Here is a 23,405-nt window from a genome sequence, read left to right as displayed (position 1 = left end):
CAATGGCCAAACCGGCCTTCAGTTCTGCACCAGCATGCTGGATGGCGGAATCTTCAGTACCTGACCGACACGAATACTGTCGTTGCGCAGATTGTTGGCCTGACGCAGGCTGGCCAGCGAAACGTTGTAGCGTGTGGCGATCAGCGACAGGGTATCGCCACGTGCCACCAGATGCTCGCCGGGGGCACTGGCCTTCAACTGGCCACTGTCACGCAGTGCAGCCAAACGGGTACCGGGCGGCGGGTTGCGCTGGAAGTAGTCGCGAATGCCCGCGTGCATGGCACGCGCCAATGCCTGCTGGTGGCTGCGAGTCACCAGCTTCTGCGCCTCGCCGGGATTCGAGATAAACCCGGTTTCCACCAGAATCGACGGAATATCAGGAGATTTCAGCACCATAAAGCCGGCCTGTTCCACGCGCCGTTTGTGCAGCGGGGTGATCTTGCCGATCGAATTGAGCACCTGCTGGCCAACATCCAGACTGGCCGCCAGCGTTGCGGTCATCGACAGATCCAGCAGCACACTGGCCAATACCTGATCGCGATTATCCAGACTGACACCGCCAACCCCGCCAATCAGGTCAGAGCGGTTTTCCCGGTCCGCCAGCAGGCGCGCGGTTTCCGAGGTAGCACCCCGGTCCGACAGCGCGAATACCGAAGCCCCGAAAGCGCTGGTGCGGGTAAAGGCATCGGCGTGGATAGAGACAAACAGATCAGCATTGTGCTTGCGGGCTATCTCGGTGCGCCGGCGCAGCGGAATGAAGTAATCACCGGTACGCACCAGTTCGGCACGGAAACCCGGCTCGGCATCGATCAGCGCCTTCAGATCACGGGATATCTGCAGCACCACATCCTTTTCCCGTGCGCCCTTGAACCCGATGGCACCCGGATCCTCGCCACCATGCCCTGCATCCAGCGCCACCACGATATCGCGCTGGCCTGTGCTGGCCGTGCGCGCCGGTTGCTGCGGCAGCGGCGAGGCGCTGGGCGTGGGCGGTGTCTGCAGGTTGGCGGTGGGGGCTGGCGGCTCCTGGTCATACAGGTCGATGACCAGACGATGGCCGTACTGCTGGTTTGGCGCCAGAGTAAAGCTGCGCGGATTGACGGCCTTGTTCAGATCCAGCACCACCCGCAAATCGCGATCGCCATCGCCGCGCGGGGCCGAGCGCACGCCGGTCAGCGGAGTATTGTCCAGCGCCAGGGCGCGGGTATCGGCGGTGAAGCGGGCATTGTTGATGTCGATGACAATCCGTTCGGGGCTCGACAGGGTAAACAGGCTGTGGTCGGCTGGCCCGGTCAGATCAAACACCAGACGGGTGTTGTCCGGAGCCCGCCACAGCCGCACATTGTTGACTTCCGCCGCCTGCAACGCCGGCACCAGCAGCATGCTCAACCAGACCAGTGCTACCAGCGACAGTCGCATGCCAATCCCCTTAGATCCCTTCATGCCTCACCCTGCAGCCGTTTGCACGCGGTCTGTCCGGCACTGCTGCCGGCACTGATGTGCAGGCGGCGGCCGGAGCCTTGTGTGGCTATGGTAATCTGCAGATCGGGGCTTGGCAAAATACCCGCACCCTTGTCAGGCCATTCCACCAGGCACAAACTGTTCTCAGTGAAATAATCGCGGATCCCGAGAAACTCCAGCTCCTCCGGATCGGCCAGCCGGTACAGGTCGAAATGGTAGATATCGCCGGTTGCCAGGCTATAGGGCTCGACCAGGGTAAAGGTCGGACTCTTCACCGCACCGACATGTCCGGCAGCACGGATCAGGCCGCGACTGAAAGTGGTCTTGCCAGCGCCCAGATCACCCTCCAGCCAGATACTGCCACGCCAGCCAAGGGCCTCGCCCAGTTGTCCACCGAGCGCCTGCATGGCGCTTTCATCGAGCACTTCAAGTTCCAGAGTCACGCCTGTTGTTCCCGTTGGTTGATAATGTCCCGCACTACCGACAGCAGATCGCCGGCCAGCATTCCAACCCGTCCATGGCGCATAGCTATCCGGTCACCCGCCTGCGCATGCAGCAACACGCCCAGCGCTGCCGCCTGCCCCGCCGTCAATCCCTGCGCCAGCAGCGCGGCACAGATACCGCTCAGCACATCGCCCATCCCAGCCACCGCCATGCCCGGATTGCCGTCACTGCACAGCCAGGGCCCGCTGTCCGGACTGCCGACCAGCGAGCCGGCGCCCTTCAGCACCACCGCACAGCCATAACGCTGCTGCAGTTGCTGCAGTGCCTGCGGGCGATCCGCCTGCACAGCGCCTGTGGCAACCCCCAGCAGCCGCCCGGCCTCGGCCGGATGCGGAGTGATCAGGCAGCTTGTTCCCAATAACCCCGGTGACTGAGCCAGCAGATTCAGCGCGTCGGCATCCAGCAAGCGCGGACAATCCAGCGCCAGCACCGCCTGCAACAGTTGCCGGCCCCAGTCGCCCTGCCCCAGCCCCGGCCCCACGGCCACGCAATCAGCCTGCTCAAGCAACGCCGGCAGTGGCGTATCGCCCTCCCAGGCATGCACCATCACCTCCGGGCAGCGCGCCAAAAGTCCCGCCACATGCCGGGTACGGGTCAGCACACTGACACGACCCGCGCCACTGCGCAGCGCCGCCTCGGCGGCCAGCGCCACGGCGCCACCCATGCCATGCTCGCCACCAATCAGCAGCAGATGACCAAACAAGCCCTTGTGTGCACTGGGCCGGCGCAGTGGCAGCCAGCCAAGGCATTCATCCATAGTCAAACGCCGACCCCAGGGCTGCACGGCAGCCGCCGGCGCCTCAGCCAACGCAGCAAACTGCAATTCACCCGACAAATCCGGCCCGGCACCGGTCAGCAGACCCGGTTTAAGCCCGACAAAACTCACGGTTACCTCAGCCCGCACCGCCACCCCGAGCACACAGCCGCGATCGGCATCCAGACCGCTGGGAATGTCCACCGCCAGCACCGGCAGGCCACTGGCATTGATCGCTTCAATTGCCTCGCGCCAGGGACTGCGCACCTCACCCTGCAGGCCAGTACCCAGCAGGGCATCAACCACTACGCCGTGCAATGCTGTTGCAGCCTGCCAGGGGCGAATCGGCACACCGGCCTCCCGCGCCGCCTGCCAGGCCAGCGCCGCATCGCCCTGCAGCCGTTGCGGCTCCACCAGCGTCAGCACCTCGACCTGCCAGCCGGCCTGCTGCGCCAGCCGGGCGATCAGATAACCATCACCGCCGTTGTTGCCACCGCCGCAGAGCACAGTAATTTGCCGGTGCTGCGGCCAGTGCTGCTGCAGTGCCCGCCAGCCCGCGCGGGCGGCACGCTGCATCAGCTCGAAGCCGGGAGTGCCGGCCTGAATGATTGCCGCATCCAGCGCACGGGTTTGCGCGGCAGTGTACAACTCGACGGGTAGCCTGTCCGACATTGCGGGTTACCATGTGTTTCGCTTCTGGCACAATGCGCCGGACACCCCTCCTGCAGGATGTGTCCATAGCGCCATCCTGTCCACAGACTGCCGCCAAGCGGCTTTGCATGCAACCGGCCAGCACACCGATATGAGCGATTCCAGCAAAGATCCGCAGCAACTGGCCGAACAGATACGGCGCATCGCCAGTGAATTGGGCTTCCAGCAGGTCGGCATCAGTGATGTCGACCTGGGCGATCACGAACAGCGGCTACAGCAGTGGCTGGATGCCGGACTGCATGGTGAAATGGAATGGATGGCCAGCCACGGCAGCAAGCGCACCCGGCCCGAGGAACTGGTTCCCGGCACCCTGCGGGTCATCAGCGTGCGGCTGGATTACCTGCCGGGCGACACGCGCATGGCCCAGCGTCTGTCGGAACCGGACAGCGCCTATATATCCCGCTACGCGCTGGGCCGCGACTACCACAAAATGATGCGCAGGCGACTACAGCAGCTGGCCGAGCAGATCCAGCAGCTGATCGGCCCATTCGGCTACCGCGCCTTTGTCGACAGTGCCCCTGTGATGGAACGCGCACTGGCCAGTCGTGCCGGGCTTGGCTGGGTCGGCAAAAACACCATGCTGATCAACCGCAAGGCCGGCAGCTACTTTTTCCTTGGCGAGCTGTTTACCGATCTGCCGCTGCCACTGGACACCCCGGACAACAGCAACCACTGTGGCCGCTGCGAGGCCTGCCTGACCCGCTGCCCGACCGATGCCTTTATCGGCCCGCATGTACTGGATGCGCGGCGCTGCATTTCCTACCTGACCATAGAGCTGAAGGGCAGCATCCCCGAAGATCTGCGCAAACCGATGGGCAACCGGGTATTTGGCTGCGATGACTGCCAGCTGGTGTGCCCGTGGAACCGCTTCGCCAAGCCGAGCGCGGAAACCGACTTCAGCCCGCGTCACCAGCTGGATCAGGCAGACCTGGTCAGTCTGTTTCGCTGGAGCGAGGAAGAATTCCTCAGCCGCACCGAAGGCTCACCAATCCGTCGCATCGGCTACCAGCGCTGGCTGCGTAACCTGGCCGTCGGCCTGGGCAACGCGCACAGCAGCATCCCGGTGATCGAAGCCCTGCGCAGCCAGCGCGACCACCCCGACCCGCTGGTGCGAGAACACGTGCAATGGGCGTTGGCGCAACATGGCGAGGGCTGAGCCAGTCTCCAGCCCGCATGGACTGCTTCAGGCCTGACGGCCTTCGCAATGACGCCTCTGCTCCGCCCTCAGGCGCGTGACATAAACTTGCCGGTCTCGGTATTCACGCGCACCACCTCGCCGGTTTCCAGATACTCGGGAATCTGGATTTCCAGGCCGGTGGCAAAGTGCGCGGTCTTGGTGCGGGCGCTGGCGGAGGAGCCCTTGATTGCCGGCGGGGTTTCCTCGATAGGCATTTCCACCGAGGCCGGCAGCTCAACACCAACCAGATCGCCCTCCACCAGCAGGCCGTACAGCCCCTGAATCCCCTCGTGCATATAGGGCAACTGCTCTTCCAGCTGCTCGGCACCCAGGGTGAATTGGCTGTAATCCTCATTATCCATGAAGGTATAACCGTCGGCATCCTGATAGAGGAAGTTGACCGAACGCTTCTGGAAATCCACCAGCGTCAGCAGGTCATCCCCGGTCAGGCTCTGATCGACCTTCTGCTTGGTCTGCACATGGTTGAAACGCACCTTGTACAGGGTGGTGCCGCTGCGCGAGGACGGGCTTTTCACCTCGATCTGCGAAACGATATGCGGCTGGCCGTTGACCTGGACGATCTGGCCTTTCTTCAGTTCGGATGCTCTTGGCATGTTCTGGCCTGTTACAGACATTGGACGGGCGCACATTCTGCTCCCGGCGCCGTGGCACGGCAATATACCCACATCGACAAAACCCTCAAGAGCACCGAACTGCCTGCAAGTAAGCCACCCTCAAGAGCACCGAACCGCCTACGAGCACGGCCCTCTGGGACCGCCGACTTCAGTCGGCCAGCACGGCGCAGCCGTGCGCCGGGGCTGGCTGAGCGTGCACTGAACCCCGGCAGCCTTGCGGCTGCTTTGCCGAATGAATTCGGCGGTCCCAGAAACCCAAACCCGGCAGTCCTGCGGGCTGCTTTGCCGAATGAATTCGGCGGTCCCAGAAACCCAAACCCGACAGTCCTGCGGGCTGCTTTGCCGACTAAAGTCGGCGGTCCCAAAAACCTGACCATCGCCCGTGCGCAGGACTGGCAGACTGCACGCCCCCGTGACCGCCGGACTGCCTGCAAGTAAGCCACCCTCAAGAGCACCGAACCGCCTGTGCGCACGGCTTTCTGGGACCGCCGACTTCAGTCGGCCAGCACGGCGCAGCCGTGCGCCGGGGTTGGCTGACCGTGCACTGAACCCCGGCAGCCTTGCGGCTGCTTTGCCGAATGAATTCGGCGATCCCAAAAACCCAAACCCGACAGTCCTGCGGGCTGCTTTGCCGACTAAAGTCGGCGGTCCCAAAAACCTGACCATCGCCCGTGCGCAGGACTGGCAGACTGCACGCCCCCGTGACCGCCGGACTGCCTGCAAGTAAGCCACCCTCAAGAGCACCGAACCGCCTGTGCGCACGGCTTTCTGGGACCGCCGACTTCAGTCGGCCAGCACGGCGCAGCCGTGCGCCGGGGTTGGCTGACCGTGCGCCAGGGGTTCAGCCGTTATCCACCGCCAGCCCGTCGACCTTCTGGAAGCCGCGCGGCAGCTTGTTGCCGCGCCGGCCACGCTCGCCACGGTAATGTTCCAGATCAGCCGGCTTGAGGGTCAGGGTGCGCTTGCCGGAATTCAATACCAGATTGGCGCCGGCCGGCAGCACCGCCAGCGCCAGCAGGAACTCCTCGCGACTTTTCACCCGCGCCGAAGGCACTGAGAGGATCTTGTTGCCCTTGCCCTTGGCCAGTTGCGGCAACTCGGCCAGCGGGAACACCAGCAGCCGGCCCTCATTCGACAACGCCGCCAGCAGATCGCCCTGCAAATCATTGATCGGCTGAGGCGCCATCACCCGCCCACCCTCCGGCAGACTCAGCAGCGCCTTGCCGTTCTTGTTCTTTGCCTGCAGATCGCTGCCCTGTACGACAAAGCCATAGCCGGCATCCGAGGCCAGAAGGTACAGGCGACTGTCCTCCGGCATCAGCACATGCTCGAAGGCGGCACCGGCCGGCGGCGCCAGACGCCCGGTCAGCGGCTCGCCCTGCCCGCGCGCAGACGGCAGCGTATGCGCCGCCAGCGAATAACTGCGCCCGGTCGAATCAAGGAACACCGCCTGCTGGTTTGAACGTCCGGCAGCCTGGGCGAGGAAGCCGTCACCGGCCTTGTAGGACAGCCCGCTGCCATCCACCTCATGGCCCTTGGCGCAGCGCACCCAGCCCTTCTCCGACAGCACCACGGTAACCGGCTCACTGGGCACCAGCTCGGTCTCCGACAGAGCCTTGGCCTCGGCACGCTCGACCAGTGGTGAACGGCGCTCATCGCCATAGGTCTCGGCATCGGCAATCAGTTCGTCGCGTACCTTGTTGCGCAGCAGTTGCTCGTCGCCAAGGATGCGCTGCAGTTCGTCTCGCTCCAGCGCCAGCGCATCCTGCTCGCCACGGATCTTCATCTCTTCCAGCCGCGCCAGCTGACGCAAACGGGTATCCAGGATGTAGTCGGCCTGCAGCTCACTGAGCGCGAAACGCGCCATCAGTTCGGCTTTCGGATGCTCCTCGTTGCGGATGATCTGGATCACCTCATCCAGATTGAGGAAGGCCACCAGCAAGCCATCCAACAGGTGCAGACGCGCCAACACCTTGTCCAGCCGGTACTGCAGGCGCCGGCGTACGGTACCGACGCGAAAACCCAGCCACTCGCCAAGCAGGCTGCGCAGGTCCTTGACCGCCGGCCGGCCATCGGTGCCGATCACGTTCATATTGACGCGGAAGCTGCTCTCCAGATCGGTGGTGGCGAACAGGTGCTGCATCAGCTCGTCCAGATCGACGCGATTGGAGCGCGGCACTATGACGATACGGGTGGGGTTCTCGTGGTCCGACTCGTCACGCAGGTCCGCCACCAGCGGCAGCTTCTTCGCCTGCATCTGGCCGGCAATCTGCTCCAGCACCTTGGCCCCGGACACCTGATGCGGCAGCGCGGTGATGACGATGTCACCGTCCTCGCGATTCCACACTGCGCGGCAACGGATCGAGCCGCGCCCACTGGCATAGAGTTTCAGCAGGTCCTGGCGCGGGGTGATGATTTCCGCCTCGGTGGGAAAGTCCGGCCCCTGGATATGCTCCATCAGCTCATCCAGCCCGACACCCGGATCATCCAGCAGGCGCACACAGGCCGCCGCCACCTCACGCAGGTTGTGCGGCGGCACATCGGTGGCCATGCCCACGGCAATCCCGGTGGTGCCGTTGAGTAGCAGATTGGGCAGACGCGCCGGCATAACCCGCGGCTCGTCGAGGGTGCCGTCGAAGTTCGGCTGCCAGTCCACCGTGCCCTGCCCCAGCTCGCTGAGCAGCACTTCGCTGTAGCGCGCCAGACGTGCCTCGGTATAACGCATGGCGGCAAACGACTTGGGATCATCCGGCGCACCCCAGTTGCCCTGACCGTCCACCAGCGGATAGCGGTAGGAGAACGGCTGAGCCATCAGCACCATCGCCTCGTAACAGGCCGAATCACCGTGCGGATGGTATTTGCCGAGCACGTCACCGACGGTGCGCGCCGACTTCTTGTGCTTGGAGGCAGCGCTCAGGCCCAGCTCGCTCATGGCGTAGATGATGCGCCGCTGCACCGGCTTCAGGCCGTCACCGATATGCGGCAGCGCACGGTCCATGATCACGTACATGGAATAGTTGAGGTAGGCCTCTTCGGTAAAGGACGCCAGCGAACGCTGCTCCACCCCTTCCAGACTCAGATCCAGACTGTCACTCATGCTCATCCTCGGTCAGCGCCAGTGGCGCAGAATCAGTTCGCCGCCCTGCTGGCTGAATTCCAGCTGCCTGAGCGCACTCATGCCCAGCAGCACCTCGTCGCCGGCCATGCCCGGCACCAGCCCGGCATCCACACCTTGCAGACGTATGTCACCCAGCACCAGGCTATCGATGCGGGTGGTAAAACTGTCAGTCTGGCCGTTCGCGGTATTCACCAGCGTGCGACGCCCCGGCTGCAAACCCAGCGCCGGACCCAGACTGGCCGGTACGGCGACAAAGGTCGCCCCGGTATCCAGCAAAAAGGTCACCGGCTGGCCGTTGATCAGCCCGCTGGCCAGATAATGTCCCTGGCGATTGGCACGCAGGCGCACCTCGATCACCTCGTTCTGGCGCAGCGAGTCAACCTGCATGTTCGGATTGCGCTGGCGCTGTTCGACGCCGGAAAACCACTGCACGGCGAGGAACATACCGGCCAGCCAGGCCAGAAACAGCATGATCTGCCCGACACGTCGATTGCTCGCCGGCTGGCTCACGGCCGGTAACCCTGCTGCCAGTCTTCCGGCAGGGCGAAGCGGTACAACCAGGGTCGGCTATCGCCATCGGCGCGCGCACGGCCGTTGTTGTCGATACCCAGAAAAATGCCGTCCTCATCAATATGCAGCGCCTCGGCCAGGCCGAAACGGGCATTCGGGTACAGGTGCGGCTCGGCCAGCAAAGAAGTAGCAAATGACCAGCAGCGCTCGCGCTGGGCCGATACTGGATGCCGGCGGCAGACTTGGTGGGCATTGCGCTCCAGCGTCCACAACCGACCCTTCCAGTAGACCAGCGCAGAAAAGTCCAGCGGCATCAGTTCACGGTCCAGCACCCCGGGACCGAAGGGCTCAGTGGGCAGATAGCGACGTTCGGCCAACAGCACGCAGCCACCGATCGGACAGCGCCAGCCATCGTCCTGCCGCTCCAGCATCAACAACCCGCGCGACAGTCGCTCGGCAGCCAGCCACAGCTGCTGGCCGTCGCTGCTCACCGCCACGCCCTCGACCAGCGCATTGGCCTGTTGCCACAGTCCGCGCGCCTCGCCCTCGGCATACAGTGCCGGGTCAAGATCCAGCCAGCGCGGCGTGCCCTCACTGGCTAGCGGCGGCAACTTGAGTACCGCCAGCAGACTTTCGCTGGCCAGATAACGGTTGCCCTCGGCATCACAGCTGATCGCCTCAAAATCCATCGAACCGCTGCGCAGACCGCGCAGCCAGGCGCCGGCCAGCAACGGCAGCGGCAAGGGTGAATTGTGTTCGGCTGGCACACTGAACAGCTCAGGCGTGGCCTGCCAGGCCTGTTCGCCCGGCAGCAGCTCGAACAGCCGGTCATCCTCACGGTCGGAGACCGCCAGCCAGCGCCCCTGACACAGGGTCAGCCCGGACAGATTACCCTTGGCCATGCCCTCCACCGGCAGGGCCTGCAGCAAGCGCAGCTCCGGCGCGCGCTCGAAAGCGGCGGCCGCCGCAGACAACAACAGCGCCCCAAGCCCGGTCAACAAACCCGCCAGCACCTGCCTCACAGCAGCGTCTCGGCCAGATTACCCTTGCTTTCCAGCCAGACCTTGCGGTCACCGGAGCGCTTTTTCGCCAGCAGCATATCCATCAGCGCCTCGGTGGCCTCGCCATCCTCCACCGTCAACTGCACCAACCGGCGGGTATCCGGGGCCATAGTGGTCTCGCGCAGCTGCAGCGGATTCATCTCGCCCAGCCCCTTGAAGCGGGTCACCTGCACCTTGCCGCGCTTGCCTTCGGCCTCGATACGATCCAGCACGCCCTGCTTCTCGGCATCATCCAGCGCGTAATAGACATCCTTGCCGATATCGATGCGGTACAGCGGCGGCATGGCAACAAACACATGCCCGGCCTCGACCAGACTGCGAAAATGCCGAACAAACAGCGCACACAGCAGCGTGGCGATATGCAGGCCGTCGGAGTCGGCATCGGCGAGAATACAAATCTTGCCATAGCGCAACTGGGCCAGATCATTGCCGCCCGGATCCACGCCAATCGCCACCGCAATATCGTGTACTTCCTGGGAACCCAGCACCTCGCCGGAGTCGACCTCCCAGGTATTCAGGATCTTGCCGCGCAGCGGCATTATCGCCTGGAACTCCTTGTCACGTGCCTGCTTCGCGCTGCCACCGGCCGAGTCGCCCTCGACCAGAAACAGCTCGGAACGCCGGGTGTCCTGCCCCACGCAATCGGCCAGCTTGCCAGGCAAGGCCGGGCCCTGGGTAATGCGCTTGCGCTCGATCTTCTTGCCCGCCTTGAGCCGGCGCCCGGCGTGACTGATGGCCATTTCGGCAATCTGCAGGCCGATCTCGGCATGCTGGTTCAGCCACAGACTGAAGGCATCCTTGACCACCCCGGAAACAAAGGCCGCCGACTCGCGGGACGACAGGCGTTCCTTGGTCTGGCCGGAAAACTGCGCCTCGGCCATTTTCAGCGACAGCACATAGCTGACGCGCTCCCAGATATCCTCGGGCGCCAGCTTGACCCCGCGCGGCAGCAGGTTACGGAATTCGCAAAACTCGCGGATCGCCTCCAGCAGACCGGCACGCAGGCCGTTGACATGGGTGCCACCCTGGGCAGTCGGGATCAGGTTGACGTAGCTTTCCTGCACCAGTTCGCCGCCCTCGGGCAGCCACAGCACCGCCCAGTCAACCGCCTCCTGGCGCGCCGCCAGCGAGCCGACAAAAGGCTCCTCCGGCAGTTTCGGCCACTCGCTGCAGGCATCCAGCAGGTAATCACGCAGTCCGTCCTCGTAGTACCAGCTGGTTTTCTCGCCGTTCTGGCGATCATCAAATTCGACCTTGAGCCCCGGGCAGAGCACCGCCTTGGCCTTGAGCAGGTGCTTGAGCCGGCTGATGCTGAATTTCGCCGAATCAAAGTACCTGGCATCCGGCCAGAACTTCACTGTGGTACCGGTATTGCGCTTGCCAACGCTGCCGACCACCTCCAGCTCGCTGACCTTGTCGCCATTCTCGAAGGCCATGGCGTATTCATTGCCATCGCGGCGAACGCGTACCTCGACGCGCAGCGACAGGGCGTTCACCACCGAGATACCGACACCGTGCAAACCGCCGGAGAACTGGTAGTTCTTGTTGGAGAACTTGCCGCCGGCATGCAGCCGGGTAAGGATCAGCTCAACCCCGGACACGCCCTCTTCGGCATGCATGTCCACCGGCATGCCGCGCCCGTCATCAGTGACTTCCAGCGCGTTGTCCGCGTGCAGCACCACAGTAATCTGCCGCGCATGCCCGGCCAGCGCCTCGTCGACACTGTTGTCGATGACTTCCTGGGCCAGATGGTTGGGACGGGTGGTATCGGTATACATGCCGGGCCGCCGGCGCACCGGGTCCAGCCCGCTGAGCACTTCCAGCGCATCGGCGTTGTAGGTCGATTGACTCATGGCGGGTGACATTGTCCTTGTTGGCAGTGATGCGGATGACCGGCAATAGTACAAGCCCGCAGGCGCCGGCGGCTAGTTTCTGGCCCAAACCAGGCACCGACTGGATTGCCACGGCGCTACGCGCCTCGCAATGACGGCGGGGTTGGCCTCAGGGTTTCGCCCACTGCCTGATCAGCGGCACCGGCGGCTGGTGCCCTGGCCCGGAAGGCCGGTACTCTGCCGCCAGCCAGCCCTGATAGCCGGCAGCACGCAGGGCCGCGCAGGCACCTGCAAAATCCAGCGACCCGCTGCCCGGCTCACCACGACCGGGGCAATCGGCAAACTGCACATGGCCGATGCGCCCGGCCAGCCGGGCAATGCTGTCCGGCAACCGCTCGCCCATGCGTGCCATATGGTAGAGATCCAGCTGCGCCTGCACACGCGCATCGCCAACCCGCTGCAGCAGCTCATCCAGCTCCTGCGAACCGGCCACCAGAAAGCCTGGCATGTCATACCGGTTGATCGCCTCACAGACCACCCCGATACCCAGCCCGGCAAAGGCCTCGGCGGTTTGTCGCAAACGCCCGGCCAGACACTCCAGTGCCTGCTCGCGGAGCACCCCTTCGGCAAGCCGCCCGGGCAACAGATTGACCCGCAGCGGCCGCAACAGCTCGGCATAGCGCAGCGCCTGCTGCAGCGCCTGTTCGAACTCGGCAGCACGATCCGGCACGCCCCCCAGCCCCGGACCACCCTGCATCAGATCTGCCGCCGGCAGATTCATCAGCACCAGCGGCAAACCACAGTGATCCAGCGCCTGGCGTAATGCCTGAGCCGGCAATTCATAGGGGAACTGGATTTCCACCCCGTCAAACCCCGCCTCAGCCGCCGCCATAGAACGCTCTGGCAAGGGCATCTCAGCAAACAGCATGGACAGATTGGCAGCGATAGGCCAAGGCATGGCATGACTCCGGTTCAGAATCCTAACAATGCCGCAATTGTGCCAACAGACTGCCAAGGATGGCGAGGGCGGCATGACATCCACCCGGCTCGGCAGTAAACTTGCGCCACGCACCGGGCGGCTTCGACACCCGCCCGGTAGTCATCCGCTATTGAACCGGAGAAATCACATGTCGATGATCAAACGACCGCTGGCCGTGCTGGCTGGCGTCTGCCTGTCTGTTGCCACCCTGTTTTCCACTGCCCAGGCCCAGGACGTGCTGCGTGTCTCGGCGATCCCCGATGAAGCGCCGACCGAACTGCTGCGCAAGTTCAAGCCGCTGGGCGAATACCTGGAACAGGAACTGGGCATGACCGTGCAGTTCCAGCCGGTATCCGATTACGCCGGCGTGGTTGAAGCCCTCGGCGCCAAGCGCCTGGATCTGGCCTGGCTGGGCGGCTTTACCTTTGTGCAGGCGCGCCTGCGCACCGGCGATGCGATTCCGCTGGTGCAGCGCGAGCAGGACGAGGTATTCACCAGCACCTTTATCACCGCCGATCCGGCCATCAACAGCCATGCCGACCTGAAGGGCAAGAGCTTTGCCTTCGGCTCGGTATCCTCCACCTCCGGGCACTTGATGCCGCGCTACTTCCTGCAGCAGGAAGGCATCGACGCCGACAGCCACTTCAGCCGCATCGGCTTCTCCGGGGCGCATGACGCCACCGTGGCCTGGGTCGAATCCGGGCGGGTGGATGCCGGCGTGCTGAACGCCTCGGTCTGGGAAAAACTGGCCGCCGAGGGCAAGGTCGACACCAGAAAGGTGCGCGTCTACCAGACCACCCCGACCTACTTCGACTACAACTGGACGGTGCGTGGCGACCTTGACCCGGCACTGGTCGAGCGCCTGAAGGCGGCCTTCCTCAAGCTGGATCCGGCCAACCCCGAGCACAAGCCAATTCTCGACCTGCAGCGCGCCAGCCGCTTTATCGAAACCCGCGTGGAAAACTACGACGGCATCGAACAGGCCGCACGGGCAGCCGGCCTGCTGCAGTGAGCATCCGGCTTGACGGCGTGGGGCTTGCCCACGCCAACGGCTTTGTTGCCCTGCAGGACATCAATCTGCACATAGCAGACGGCGAGCGGGTTGCCATCATCGGCTCCTCGGGGGCCGGCAAGACCAGCCTGCTGCGCCTGCTCGGCACCAGCCTGACGCCGTCTGCCGGCAGCCTTGCGCTGCTCGGCAGCCAACCGGCACAACTGCGTGGACGCGCCCTGCGCCGCTTGCGCAGCCGGATCGGCCTGATCCACCAAAGCCCGCCGCTGCCCCCGCGCCAACGGGTGATCACGGCGGTACTGGCCGGACGTCTGGGCCAGTGGTCGCTGCCCAGGGCGCTGCTGTCGCTGTGCTACCCGCTGGACATTCCGGGCGCACGCGCCGCGCTGACGCCGCTGGATCTGCAGGACAAACTGTTTGCCCGTTGCGACCAGCTGTCCGGCGGCCAGCTGCAACGGGTCGGCATTGCCCGGGTGCTGTACCAGAAGGCCGAACTGCTGCTGGCCGACGAGCCAGTGTCGGCGATGGACCCGGTACTCGCCGAGCACATCCTGGCGCTGCTCTGCCAGCTGGCCAGCCAGCGTGGCAGCACCCTGGTTGCCAGCCTGCACGCGGTGGATCTGGCGCTACGGCACTTCCCCAGGGTGATTGGCCTGCGCCAGGGTCAGTTGCTGTTCGACAAGCCGGCCGCCGAGGTCAGCGAGCAGGACCTGCACCAGCTGTATGCCAACCAGAGTCTGGGTACCCCGCCAGCTGAAGCGCCAACCATGGATGCCGACAGTCACGGCAACAGCGCCATCCCCCGGTGCTTCTGATGCAGCCCGGCCGACCCGCACACTGGCGCGACCCTGCGGCCCTGCCGCGCGCACTGATCACCCTCGGCGCGTTGCTGCTGTTGTGGCCGGGACTGCTGATCACCGAATTCAACCTGGCGACCCTGTTCGACCCGCGCAATGCCGACACCTTCGGCCGCTTCCTCTCAGGCTTCTGGCCGCCGGATCTATCCGCCGAGTTCCTTGGCCTACTCGCCACGGCCACCCTGGAAACCCTGGCGATGGCCACTGCCGGACTGGCGCTGGCGCTGCTGCTGGCGATTCCCCTGGGTCTGATCGCCACCCGTGCGCTGTCGATCTCCGCCCTGCAGTCCGGACGCCCGGCACTGCGCAGCGGACTGATCCGCTACCCGGTACGCCTGCTGCTGATCATTCTGCGCAGCGTCCCGGAAATCGTCTGGGCCCTGCTGTTCGTGCGCGCCGTCGGACTCGGGCCGACCGCCGGGGTGCTGGCCATCGCCATCACCTACAGCGGCATGCTCGGCAAGGTCTATGCGGAAATCTGCGAATCGGTCGACCAGCGCCCGGCCCAGGCCCTGCTGCAGGCTGGTAGCGGCCGGCTGGCGGCGTTCTGCTACGGCATTCTGCCGGCCGCCGCCCAGGAGCTGACCTCCTACACCCTGTACCGCTGGGAATGCGCCCTGCGCGCCTCGGTGATCATGGGTTTTGTCGGCGCCGGCGGACTGGGGCAGATGATCGACCTGTCGATCCGCATGTTTGCCGGCGGAGAAGTTGCCAGCATCCTACTGACCTTCCTGCTGCTGGTGTTGCTGGCCGACCAGTTGAGCAGCCTGCTGCGCCGGAGGCTGGCATGAAGCGGCGCGTCGAAGGGCTGTTCTGGCTGCTGCTGATCGGCGCGACAGTGGTCGCAGCCTTCAGTTACCTGCAACTGGACCTGCCCGGGCTGGTACAGGGCGACAGCCTGGCGCAGATGCGCAGCTACGCCGGCTCGTTCTTCCCGCCGGACAGCTCCCCCGGCTGGCTGCAACAGGTTGGCCGTGGTGCCCTGGAAACCCTGGCCATTTCGGCCATCGGCACGCTGCTGGCCGCCCTGCTCGGTGCCGCCCTCAGCCTGCTGGCCGCCGGCCGCCTCGGCGCTGTCGCCAGGGCCGTGGCCCGACTGTTACTGAACGCCCTGCGCTCGGTGCCTGAACTGGTGTGGGCGGCACTGATGGTACTGGCCGCCGGGCTCGGCCCCTTCGCCGGCACCCTGGCCATCGCCCTGCACACCGCCGGGGTGCTTGGCCGGCTATTTGCCGAAGCACTGGAAAACACCCCGACAGAACCGGCCAACGCCCTGCGCGAGGCCGGCGCCGGCGCACTCGCGGCGTTCTGCTACGGCACCCTGCCGGGCGTGCTGCCGCAGTGGCTGTCCTACACCCTGTACCGCTGGGAAAACAACATCCGCATGGCTGCCGTGCTTGGCTTTGTCGGCGCCGGCGGCCTTGGCCAACTGCTTTACGTCACCCTCAGCCTGTTCCAGCAATCCCGCGCCGCCACGGTGATTCTGGCGATGCTGCTGATGGTCCTGCTGGTCGATGCACTAAGCGCCTGGCTGCGGCGGAGGCTGGGCTGACAGATTGTCGATGGCACCAAAATTCAGTACCATCCAAGCATGAAACAAAAGCACCGCAGGACTCTGGAGTAGATATTCAGCCGCCCCGTCAGCGGCAATATCCAATGGCGCGACATTGAAGCGCTGTTTCTTGAGCTCGGTGCCGACATCAGTGAACGTGAAGGCTCGCGTATCGGTGTCCGCTTGTTTGGTGAACGGCGGGTATTCCACAGGCCCCATCCATCACCGAATACCGACAAGGGCGCAGTAGCAAGTATCCGTGAGTGGCTGGCAGTCCATGGAGTGCAACCATGAAAAACATGATGAGCATCGACGGCTACAAGGCTGTCATCGAGTTTGATCCGGAAATTGAGCTGTTCCGTGGGGAATTTATCGGCCTGAACGGCGGCGCGGATTTTTATGCCCGTGATATTGAGGGCCTCAAGCGTGAAGGCGCAGAATCGCTGCGCATCTTCCTGCAAATGTGTAGCGAAGACGGCGTAGAGCCACGCAAGCCTTTCTCCGGACGCTTCAATGTGCGCGTCCCGCCGGAACTGCATGCTGATATGGTTGCCGCTGCAGCGGCGGCCGGGCAAAGTCTGAATCAGTGGGTGGTGGCAACACTTGAGCGAGAAACCCACGCCTGACCTGTAGCAGGGTATATCTATGCAACACCCGCAACCCGATCAACCGGAGATCCCATGAGCCACCCGTCGCTTCCCAAGCCCCCATACGACGACCACGCCACCCCGGCCCTGTGCCTGCTGGAGGATCAGGGCGTGCTGGCGGTGAGCGGGCCAGATGCCGCCAAATTCCTTCAGGGGCAGGTCACCTGTGACGTCAACGCCCTGGCCATCGGTGCCAGTGTTGGCGGCGCGCGCTGTACCCCCAAGGGGCGCATGCAGGCCAGCTTTCGGCTGCTGCGACAAGACGAACACAGCTATTTGCTGGGCATGCCAGCCGAACGGGTCAGCGCCCTGCAGGCCGAACTGAGCCGCTATGCGGTGTTTTTCAAGGTAAAACTGGAGGATGCCAGCGCGCAGTGGATTCGTCTTGGCCTGCTCGGTGAACTGCAACCGCTGCTGACGCAACTGCCGGAACACCACAGCGCACTGGCAGTGCAGGATAACGCCGGCCTGCCGGAACTCTGGCTGCCGCAGGAAGCCGCAACCAGTGCCGACACCCTGACCCGCCTGAGCGAATGCTGCGCCAGCGCCAGCCCAGATCGCTGGCAACTGGCACGCATTCGCGGCGGTTTTGCCGAAGTCTGCGCCGACACCAGCGAGCACTTTATTCCGCAGATGTTCAACCTGCAGGTGCTCGGCGCCATCAGCTTTCGCAAGGGTTGCTACACCGGCCAGGAAATCGTCGCGCGCATGCAGTATCTGGGCAAACTCAAGCGCCGCCTGTACCGCTTTGCCCTGAGCCAGGGCCCCTGCCCGGCACCCGGTGAAGACATTGTCGATGCCGACGGCAAGGTGATCGGCGAGGTCGCCAATGCCGCCAGCCATGCCGACAGCCTTGAAATGCTGGCCGTAGTGCAGACAGATGCGGCACAATCGGCAGCACTGAGCCTTTGCCAGCACCCGCAAACGCAGCTGCAGTTACTGCCGCTGCCCCAGGACGCACAGCTGGCCGCCGCCTTGCAGCAGCAACAGGAAGAGAAAAGCCCATGAGCAGCACTGCCGAACACGTACAACAACAACTGCTGAACGCCATCGACAAGGACCAGTTGACCCTGCCGACCCTGCCGGAAGTCGCCCTCAAGGTCCGCGAAGTCGCTGAAGACCCAAACGTCAACCTCGCGGATCTGGTTCGTGAAATCAGCAACGACGCCGCCCTCAGCGCACGCCTGATCAAGGTAGTGAACAGCCCGCTGCTGCGTACCCGCACCGAAATCACCGACCTGTCGATGGCCGTCAGCCGGCTGGGCATGACCTACACCGCCAACCTCGCCACGGCCCTGGCCATGCAGCAGATGTTCCAGGCCACATCAGACCTGGTTGACCGCAAGATGCGTGAAATCTGGCAGCGCAGCACAGAAGTGGCCGGTATCGCCCATGTACTCTGCCGCCACTACACCCGCCTGAAGCCCGATCAGGCCACCCTCGGCGGACTGGTTCACATGATCGGCGCCCTGCCGGTGCTCAGTTATGCCGAGGAACACGATCTGCTGCTGGATGACCCGCAGGCACTGGACCAGGTGATCAACGCCATTCACCCGATCATCGGCGACCGCATCCTGCAAGCCTGGGACTTCCCGGCACCGCTGCGCCCGATTCCCGGACAGCACCTGGACTTCACCCGTAATTCCGACAGCGTGGATTATGTCGACATTGTCCAGGTAGCCCTGCTGCAAAGCCTCGACGGCAGCGACCACCCCCTGACGCAGCTGGACTGGAGCCAGATTCCCGCCTTCGCCAAACTGGGCATTGACCCGGGTGAAGAGGAAGAAGATCTGTCGGCAGAAATGGAAGCAGCCATGCAGCTGCTCAATTGAACTCAGGCCACCCCGCCTCGCGCATCTGCGCCAGCTTGTAACGCAGCGTGCGCGGGCTGATATCCAGGCGTCTGGCAACCTCGGCCCGGCGTCCATCCAGCTCACGCATTACCTGGGCAATCAGCTCGAACTCGCGCTGACGCACCCCGTCCCCCAGCGGCACATCGGCAGGCAAACACCGGGGCTGGCCCGCCTGCACAGACGGAACAGCAGCACAGGCCAGCGTCTCAACCACCGGCAAGCCCTGCAGGCACAGATCCGCCACCTGTACTTCACCCCCCTGCTGCAGCACCGCCGCCCGCTGCAGGGCGTTGTCCAGCTCACGCACATTGCCCGGCCAGTCATGCCGCAGCAACGCCTCGCGCGCCGCCGCCGACAACGGCACATCAGCCTGCCCCAGCCGCCGTACATGACGCTGCAGCAACTGGGCCGCCAGCGGCAGAATATCCCCCGGCCGCTGTCGCAGCGGCTGCCACTGCAGCACAAACACCGCCAGGCGGTAATACAGATCCTCGCGGAAGCGCCCCGCCGCCACCTCGGCCTGCAGGTCACGGTTACTGGTGGCCAGCACACGCAAATCCAGACTCACCGGCCGCCGGCCGCCAATCCGCTCCACTTCGCGCTCCTGCAACACCCGCAACAGCTTGGCCTGCAACGCCGGGCTCATCTCGGAAATCTCGTCCAGCAGCAAAGTACCGCCGTTGGCCTGCTCGAACTTGCCCGGCTGACTGCTCAGCGCCCCGGTAAAGGCACCCTTCTCATGCCCGAACAACATCCCTTCCAGCATGCTCTCGGGAATTGCCGCACAGTTGATCGCCACAAACGGCTGCGCCGCACGCGCTGACTGCTGGTGAATATAGCGCGCCAATACCTCCTTACCGGTGCCCGATTCGCCACAGATCAGCACAGTGGCCTCGCTGCGCGCAATACGCGCTGCCAGCGCCAGCAACTGCACACTGGACGGCTCACAAGCCACCGGCGCATCGGCCTCCAGCGCACGCGCCGGCAAGCGCCGCAGCGCCTCGATCGCATTCAGCAGCACCAACTGGCCCGGCTCACCCGCCAACGGACAAGTCGCCAGGCTCACGCGCAAACCGCTGTTCAGTTGCAACCACTGACCATCGGCCGCCGCCTCGGCAAAGCGCTGCTGTACCAGATCGCGCCACAACTCGCCCAGCAGCGGCTCACCCAGTAAACGGTGCGCAGCGGGGTTAGCCTCGGCCACCCGGCCACGCCCGTCCAGCACTATCACCCCGGCCGGCAACAGATCCAGCACGCTTTGCAGGCGATCAGCCAGTCGCGCCTTCTCTGCCTGCTCACGCGCACGGGCCTCACGGCTACCCGCCAGCTCGGCATGCAGTCGCTGCACCTGCAGCGCCAGCAACTGCTCGGAATCCTCAAGACGCGCCGACACCTGGGCCAGACGCAACTGCTCCTGCCGCAAACGGTCGGCATCGGCTGTCGTGGTGGCAGCACTCAAGGCGGGGTTGGACGGTGCAGACATGTCAGGCTCCTGGCAAAAAACTGCTTCAGAAGCCAAAATGCAAGGGCTGTGCCATGACGCACAAACCCTTGCATATCAATGAATTACAAAGAAGAAAGACAGACCGGATCAATCATCCGACGATTCATTGGCGCGACCCAGGCCATACTTGCGCATTTTTTCCACCAGCGTGGTACGGCGGATACGCAGGCGCTCGGCAGCCCGCGCCACCACACCGGCGCACTCGTCCAGCGCCTGCTGGATCAGCGTCTGCTCCAGACCACCCAGGTACTCCTTCAGGTCCAGTCCCTCGGGCGGCAGATAGGCCGGCGAATCCAGCCCGACCAACCCGCCAAACGCCTCATTGCGCTCATCTTCCTGCTCGCCCAGCTCGCGCAGGTCCTGCTGATCATCGTCCACATAGCGGAACTTGTGCGGCAGCTCGCCTACCCCGATCACCCCGTGCGGGTGCATGATCGCCATGCGTTCGACCAGGTTGGCCAGTTCACGCACGTTGCCCGGCCAATCGTGCCGGCACAGCGACATGATCGCCGAGGTGCTGAAACGGATGGAGCCGCGCTTTTCGGTTTCCAGCCGGGTAATCAGCTCGTTGAGCAGCAACGGCAGATCCTCGATGCGCTCGCGCAGCGCTGGCATCTCGATCGGGAACACATTCAGCCGGTAATACAGGTCCTCGCGGAAGCTGCCATCGGCAATCATCTGCTCCAGGTTCTTGTGGGTCGCCGCGATGATACGCACATCGGCCTGCTGCACCTTGTTGCTGCCGACCCGCTCGAAGGTGCGCTCCTGCAACACACGCAGCAGCTTGACCTGCATCGGCAGCGGCATGTCACCGATCTCGTCAAGGAACAGGGTGCCGCCCTCGGCCAGCTCGAAACGCCCGGCACGGCTAGTGATGGCGCCAGTAAAGGCACCCTTCTCGTGACCGAACAGTTCGCTTTCCAGCAGTTCGGCGGGAATCGCCCCGCAGTTCACCGGAACAAAGGGCTTGTCCTTGCGCGCCGAATGGTAGTGCAGGTTACGCGCCACCACTTCCTTGCCGGTACCGGACTCACCGAGGATCAGCACAGTCGCCTCGGTATCGGCCACCTGCTGCATCATCTGGCGTACCGACTGGATGCTGCGACTGGTGCCGACCAGACTGCGGAACAGGTTGGGTTCGCGCTGCGACTTGCGACCGGCGCGCTCGTCGAACACCTCGCGGTAAACCTGGGCGCGGTGCAGACTGTCGAGCAGCTGGCTGTAGTTCAGCGGTGGGCGCAGGGTCGCCAGCAAACGCTGACGCAAATGCTCCGGGCAGTCGGCAGCCTGCTCCGGCTCCACCAGCAGCAACGGCAGGTTGGCATCCCAGCGCTCCAGCTGGCTCAGCAGCCCGGCAAAACCCGCCTCCAGATTGCACTCACCCAGCAGCACACACTTGAATAGCAGGGATTCACGCCCGTCCAGCGTGGCTTGCCACTGGTCACTGGTGGCGACCAGCGCCTCCTCGCCAAGAAAAGCCAGGATCACTCCCAGGTCATGCCGGCGCGCGGCATCGTCATCGATCAGCAGAATGTGGCTGTTGGGCTGCATAGGGGCGAAACTGTCCTGTTCGCGGGGGCTGACCGGTCGCCATACTGGCGCCGGGCCATGCCGGGTGGTAGACGGGTCAAAGGTAGACAGTTTCGTCAGCGCAGTCAAATAGTTGGCGCAGCAAACACGCCAAAGCCGGACAGAAAGTCCGGCGACAGGCAAAAATCAGGAAAACAACTGGTAAACCCTGGCGCCCTGACGACCACGCTGTAACCCGCCCAGCTCCTCAGCCAGACGCGCCTGCACGGCACGGCACACCTCGATCAGCTCGCGGTAGGTTTCCAGCAGGGCATCCAGCGCATCGGCCAGCGCCTGATCCTCACGGGCATCCGCATCCATGGCGCGGGCCACCAGCGCACGGCACTGGCTGTCCAGCTCACCCACGCGCTCCCAGTCACCCGTTTGCAAGGCAGCCAGCAGCGCCTCGCGGGTATCGTGCAGTTGTTCCACAGCCAGCATAGTCTTCTCCCCGGATCAGGACTGACGGATACCGTCCCAACCTTCCTTGACCTCGCGCAGCAGGCCCGACACCTCGTCCAGCATCGCCGGATCGTTACGCAGGTTAGCCTCGCTCAGGCGGCGCGTCATGAAATCATACAACCGCTCAAGGTTGGCGGCTACCTCGCCCCCCTTGTCGTGGTCCAGCGCAGCACGCAAGCCACCAATAATACCCACGGTCTTGCCGATCAGCTCACCCTTCAACGGCATATTGCCATGCTGCATCGCCCCGCGCGCCTGCGCCAGGCGCTGCAAACCACCCTCCATCAGCATCTGGATCAACCGGTGCGGATCAGCCTCGGACACCTGCACATTGACGTTGACAGACTGGTACTGCTTCATTGCGGCGTAGGCATTCATAAGGACATCCTGCAGATCGGGTTGCACATGGTGCTGTTATCGGCAGGTGGGTGGGGAGCTTTAGCGACAGCCTGTAAATTAAGCTGCCGCCATACAGGGGAGAGAATCAGGGGGTATGGGTGCAGGTAGCAGTATTCATATCGCAGTTAACTGTCCCTGTGCCAGGGGTGCGCGGCGTAGCGGTGATATTTACGCCAACCGCGGTAGCGGTTTCGATCGCAGAGCAGGCGGCGGCATGAGTTACCACAGGTACGGGAGCCAGATTGCCTGAAATCAACTCAGCCAGAGCGACACCCGCATACATACGCGCTTCGAAGAGGCAAGCACTTCCGGCGGCATCTCTCGTATACTTTTGATAGCTCGGCAGGGCTATGGCCGCCAGCAAGCCAATGATAGAGATGACAATCATCAACTCAATCAAAGTAAAACCACGTGCATAGCGCATCGCGAATGCCCCTCAAATCAACAGTGCTTTGACTAAAGCAATGCAATCATCGCGCCATTGCATCAATCAGCTCGCCAAACACATTACCCGAAAAACACCCTAGCAAGCGGACTGACAATTTTCGTCACTAACGGCCGCTAAATTGTCGCGTAAAGTAACACCTCGGCGAAACCACTCAGATCAGACTTGCTGGAACAGCCGAATTCCCCCACCCCTAACTCTCGACCAAACAACCTAAACAAGCACCATGCGGCACATCCTCGCAAGTCGTTTCCACGGTGGCAGAAACTAGCAGCCTGTTGAAATTCGCCGCGATGATTACGCCCACTGCTTCTGGCAGCAGCGGTCGCGCTCGTTTACTTCCCGTTTAGGGCGCCAATCGAT

Annotated in this window: 24 protein-coding genes; 9 read left to right on the top strand and 15 right to left on the bottom strand. The window is 63.9% G+C overall.

Translation table 11 applies throughout. The features are described 5' to 3' along the window. Window positions 1-18 precede the first annotated feature (18 nt). Genes BMZ23_RS04265 through BMZ23_RS04255 form a run of 3 tightly spaced genes read right to left on the bottom strand, consistent with a single transcriptional unit; the run spans window position 19 to window position 3,391 of the window. Window positions 19-1,419 (bottom strand): N-acetylmuramoyl-L-alanine amidase, encoded by a 1,401-nt coding sequence (locus BMZ23_RS04265; RefSeq protein WP_093473202.1) that lies wholly within the window; start codon window positions 1,417-1,419, stop codon window positions 19-21. A 20-nt stretch (window positions 1,420-1,439) separates the two neighbouring features. After that, on the bottom strand, window positions 1,440-1,904 hold the full coding sequence (gene tsaE / locus BMZ23_RS04260; RefSeq protein ID WP_425431656.1) for a tRNA (adenosine(37)-N6)-threonylcarbamoyltransferase complex ATPase subunit type 1 TsaE: 465 nt from the start codon (window positions 1,902-1,904) through the stop codon (window positions 1,440-1,442). Further along, on the bottom strand, window positions 1,901-3,391 hold the full coding sequence (locus tag BMZ23_RS04255; protein ID WP_093473200.1) for an NAD(P)H-hydrate dehydratase: 1,491 nt from the start codon (window positions 3,389-3,391) through the stop codon (window positions 1,901-1,903). Before BMZ23_RS04255 ends, tsaE begins: the two co-directional genes overlap by 4 nt. Before the next feature lie 130 nt (window positions 3,392-3,521). Between BMZ23_RS04255 and queG the strand changes: the two genes are divergently transcribed. Next, complete coding sequence (gene queG, locus BMZ23_RS04250; protein WP_093473198.1) at window positions 3,522-4,586, top strand: tRNA epoxyqueuosine(34) reductase QueG; 1,065 nt, start codon at window positions 3,522-3,524, stop codon at window positions 4,584-4,586. A 68-nt stretch (window positions 4,587-4,654) separates the two neighbouring features. On the opposite strand, the gene efpL is transcribed toward queG, so the two are convergent. The 6 genes from efpL to BMZ23_RS04215 form a co-directional block, all read right to left on the bottom strand. After that, complete coding sequence (gene efpL, locus BMZ23_RS04245) at window positions 4,655-5,221, bottom strand: elongation factor P-like protein EfpL (RefSeq protein WP_093473196.1); 567 nt, start codon at window positions 5,219-5,221, stop codon at window positions 4,655-4,657. An 862-nt stretch (window positions 5,222-6,083) separates the two neighbouring features. Next, window positions 6,084-8,339 carry a DNA topoisomerase IV subunit A gene (parC, locus tag BMZ23_RS04235; RefSeq protein ID WP_093473192.1) on the bottom strand — a complete coding sequence of 752 codons (2,256 nt, stop codon included), beginning with the start codon at window positions 8,337-8,339 and terminating at the stop codon, window positions 6,084-6,086. A 12-nt stretch (window positions 8,340-8,351) separates the two neighbouring features. After that, window positions 8,352-8,870 (bottom strand): retropepsin-like aspartic protease family protein, encoded by a 519-nt coding sequence (locus BMZ23_RS04230; RefSeq protein ID WP_245748113.1) that lies wholly within the window; start codon window positions 8,868-8,870, stop codon window positions 8,352-8,354. Continuing rightward, on the bottom strand, window positions 8,867-9,892 hold the full coding sequence (locus BMZ23_RS04225; protein WP_093473191.1) for an esterase-like activity of phytase family protein: 1,026 nt from the start codon (window positions 9,890-9,892) through the stop codon (window positions 8,867-8,869). Before BMZ23_RS04225 ends, BMZ23_RS04230 begins: the two co-directional genes overlap by 4 nt. Further along, window positions 9,889-11,784, bottom strand: coding sequence for a DNA topoisomerase IV subunit B (gene parE, locus BMZ23_RS04220; RefSeq protein ID WP_093473189.1), 1,896 nt, complete (start codon window positions 11,782-11,784; stop codon window positions 9,889-9,891). Before parE ends, BMZ23_RS04225 begins: the two co-directional genes overlap by 4 nt. Window positions 11,785-11,932: 148 nt before the next feature. Beyond that, entirely contained in the window at window positions 11,933-12,721 is a 789-nt protein-coding gene (locus BMZ23_RS04215; RefSeq protein ID WP_093473187.1) for a hydroxypyruvate isomerase family protein, read from the bottom strand. Between the two features lie 175 nt (window positions 12,722-12,896). On the opposite strand from BMZ23_RS04215, the gene BMZ23_RS04210 reads away from it, so the two are divergent. From BMZ23_RS04210 to phnE, 4 genes are read left to right on the top strand one after another with little or no spacing between them, the layout of a single operon-like run. After that, entirely contained in the window at window positions 12,897-13,754 is an 858-nt protein-coding gene (locus BMZ23_RS04210) for a putative selenate ABC transporter substrate-binding protein (RefSeq protein WP_093473647.1), read from the top strand. Next, on the top strand, window positions 13,751-14,569 hold the full coding sequence (locus BMZ23_RS04205) for a phosphonate ABC transporter ATP-binding protein (protein WP_093473185.1): 819 nt from the start codon (window positions 13,751-13,753) through the stop codon (window positions 14,567-14,569). The genes BMZ23_RS04210 and BMZ23_RS04205 overlap by 4 nt, the downstream gene beginning before the upstream one ends. Beyond that, window positions 14,569-15,402 (top strand): PhnE/PtxC family ABC transporter permease, encoded by an 834-nt coding sequence (locus BMZ23_RS04200; RefSeq protein WP_093473183.1) that lies wholly within the window; start codon window positions 14,569-14,571, stop codon window positions 15,400-15,402. The genes BMZ23_RS04205 and BMZ23_RS04200 overlap by 1 nt, the downstream gene beginning before the upstream one ends. Continuing rightward, window positions 15,399-16,163, top strand: a complete 765-nt coding sequence (phnE, locus tag BMZ23_RS04195; protein ID WP_093473181.1) for a phosphonate ABC transporter, permease protein PhnE — start codon at window positions 15,399-15,401, stop codon at window positions 16,161-16,163. The genes BMZ23_RS04200 and phnE overlap by 4 nt, the downstream gene beginning before the upstream one ends. On the opposite strand, the gene BMZ23_RS15135 is transcribed toward phnE, so the two are convergent. Continuing rightward, window positions 16,131-16,373, bottom strand: a complete 243-nt coding sequence (locus BMZ23_RS15135) for a hypothetical protein (RefSeq protein ID WP_245748112.1) — start codon at window positions 16,371-16,373, stop codon at window positions 16,131-16,133. The two genes, phnE and BMZ23_RS15135, sit on opposite strands and share 33 nt — an antisense overlap. Between BMZ23_RS15135 and BMZ23_RS15360 the strand changes: the two genes are divergently transcribed. From BMZ23_RS15360 to BMZ23_RS04175, 4 genes are read left to right on the top strand one after another with little or no spacing between them, the layout of a single operon-like run. After that, complete coding sequence (locus BMZ23_RS15360; RefSeq protein ID WP_425431658.1) at window positions 16,311-16,457, top strand: hypothetical protein; 147 nt, start codon at window positions 16,311-16,313, stop codon at window positions 16,455-16,457. The genes BMZ23_RS15135 and BMZ23_RS15360 overlap by 63 nt on opposite strands. After that, entirely contained in the window at window positions 16,454-16,789 is a 336-nt protein-coding gene (locus BMZ23_RS04185) for a type II toxin-antitoxin system HicB family antitoxin (protein WP_093473179.1), read from the top strand. Before BMZ23_RS15360 ends, BMZ23_RS04185 begins: the two co-directional genes overlap by 4 nt. 54 nt (window positions 16,790-16,843) lie before the next feature. Continuing rightward, entirely contained in the window at window positions 16,844-17,818 is a 975-nt protein-coding gene (gene ygfZ, locus BMZ23_RS04180; protein WP_093473177.1) for a CAF17-like 4Fe-4S cluster assembly/insertion protein YgfZ, read from the top strand. Further along, on the top strand, window positions 17,815-18,642 hold the full coding sequence (locus BMZ23_RS04175; RefSeq protein WP_093473175.1) for an HDOD domain-containing protein: 828 nt from the start codon (window positions 17,815-17,817) through the stop codon (window positions 18,640-18,642). The genes ygfZ and BMZ23_RS04175 overlap by 4 nt, the downstream gene beginning before the upstream one ends. Here the strand turns inward: BMZ23_RS04175 and BMZ23_RS04170 are convergent. The 5 genes from BMZ23_RS04170 to BMZ23_RS15280 all read right to left on the bottom strand — a co-directional run bounded on the left by BMZ23_RS04170 (window position 18,635) and on the right by BMZ23_RS15280 (window position 23,021). Next, window positions 18,635-20,146 (bottom strand): sigma-54 interaction domain-containing protein, encoded by a 1,512-nt coding sequence (locus BMZ23_RS04170; protein WP_093473173.1) that lies wholly within the window; start codon window positions 20,144-20,146, stop codon window positions 18,635-18,637. The two genes, BMZ23_RS04175 and BMZ23_RS04170, sit on opposite strands and share 8 nt — an antisense overlap. Before the next feature lie 108 nt (window positions 20,147-20,254). Further along, a complete protein-coding gene (locus tag BMZ23_RS04165; RefSeq protein WP_093473171.1) occupies window positions 20,255-21,718 on the bottom strand; it encodes a sigma-54 dependent transcriptional regulator in 1,464 nt (487 codons plus the stop codon). Window positions 21,719-21,883: 165 nt separating this feature from the next. Beyond that, the gene (gene fliT / locus BMZ23_RS04160; protein WP_093473169.1) at window positions 21,884-22,177 is read right to left on the bottom strand and encodes a flagellar protein FliT; all 294 of its coding nucleotides are present in this window, start codon (window positions 22,175-22,177) and stop codon (window positions 21,884-21,886) included. Between the two features lie 15 nt (window positions 22,178-22,192). Further along, window positions 22,193-22,576, bottom strand: a complete 384-nt coding sequence (gene fliS / locus BMZ23_RS04155; RefSeq protein WP_093473167.1) for a flagellar export chaperone FliS — start codon at window positions 22,574-22,576, stop codon at window positions 22,193-22,195. Between the two features lie 106 nt (window positions 22,577-22,682). Then, entirely contained in the window at window positions 22,683-23,021 is a 339-nt protein-coding gene (locus tag BMZ23_RS15280) for a pilin (protein ID WP_093473165.1), read from the bottom strand. Between the last annotated feature and the right edge of the window lie 384 nt (window positions 23,022-23,405).

Source organism: Halopseudomonas yangmingensis, from assembly GCF_900114825.1.
Taxonomy (GTDB): Bacteria; Pseudomonadota; Gammaproteobacteria; order Pseudomonadales; family Pseudomonadaceae; genus Halopseudomonas; species Halopseudomonas yangmingensis.
The sequence above is the reverse complement of the archived record's forward strand: the minus strand, read 5'-3'. Positions and strand labels throughout refer to the sequence as shown.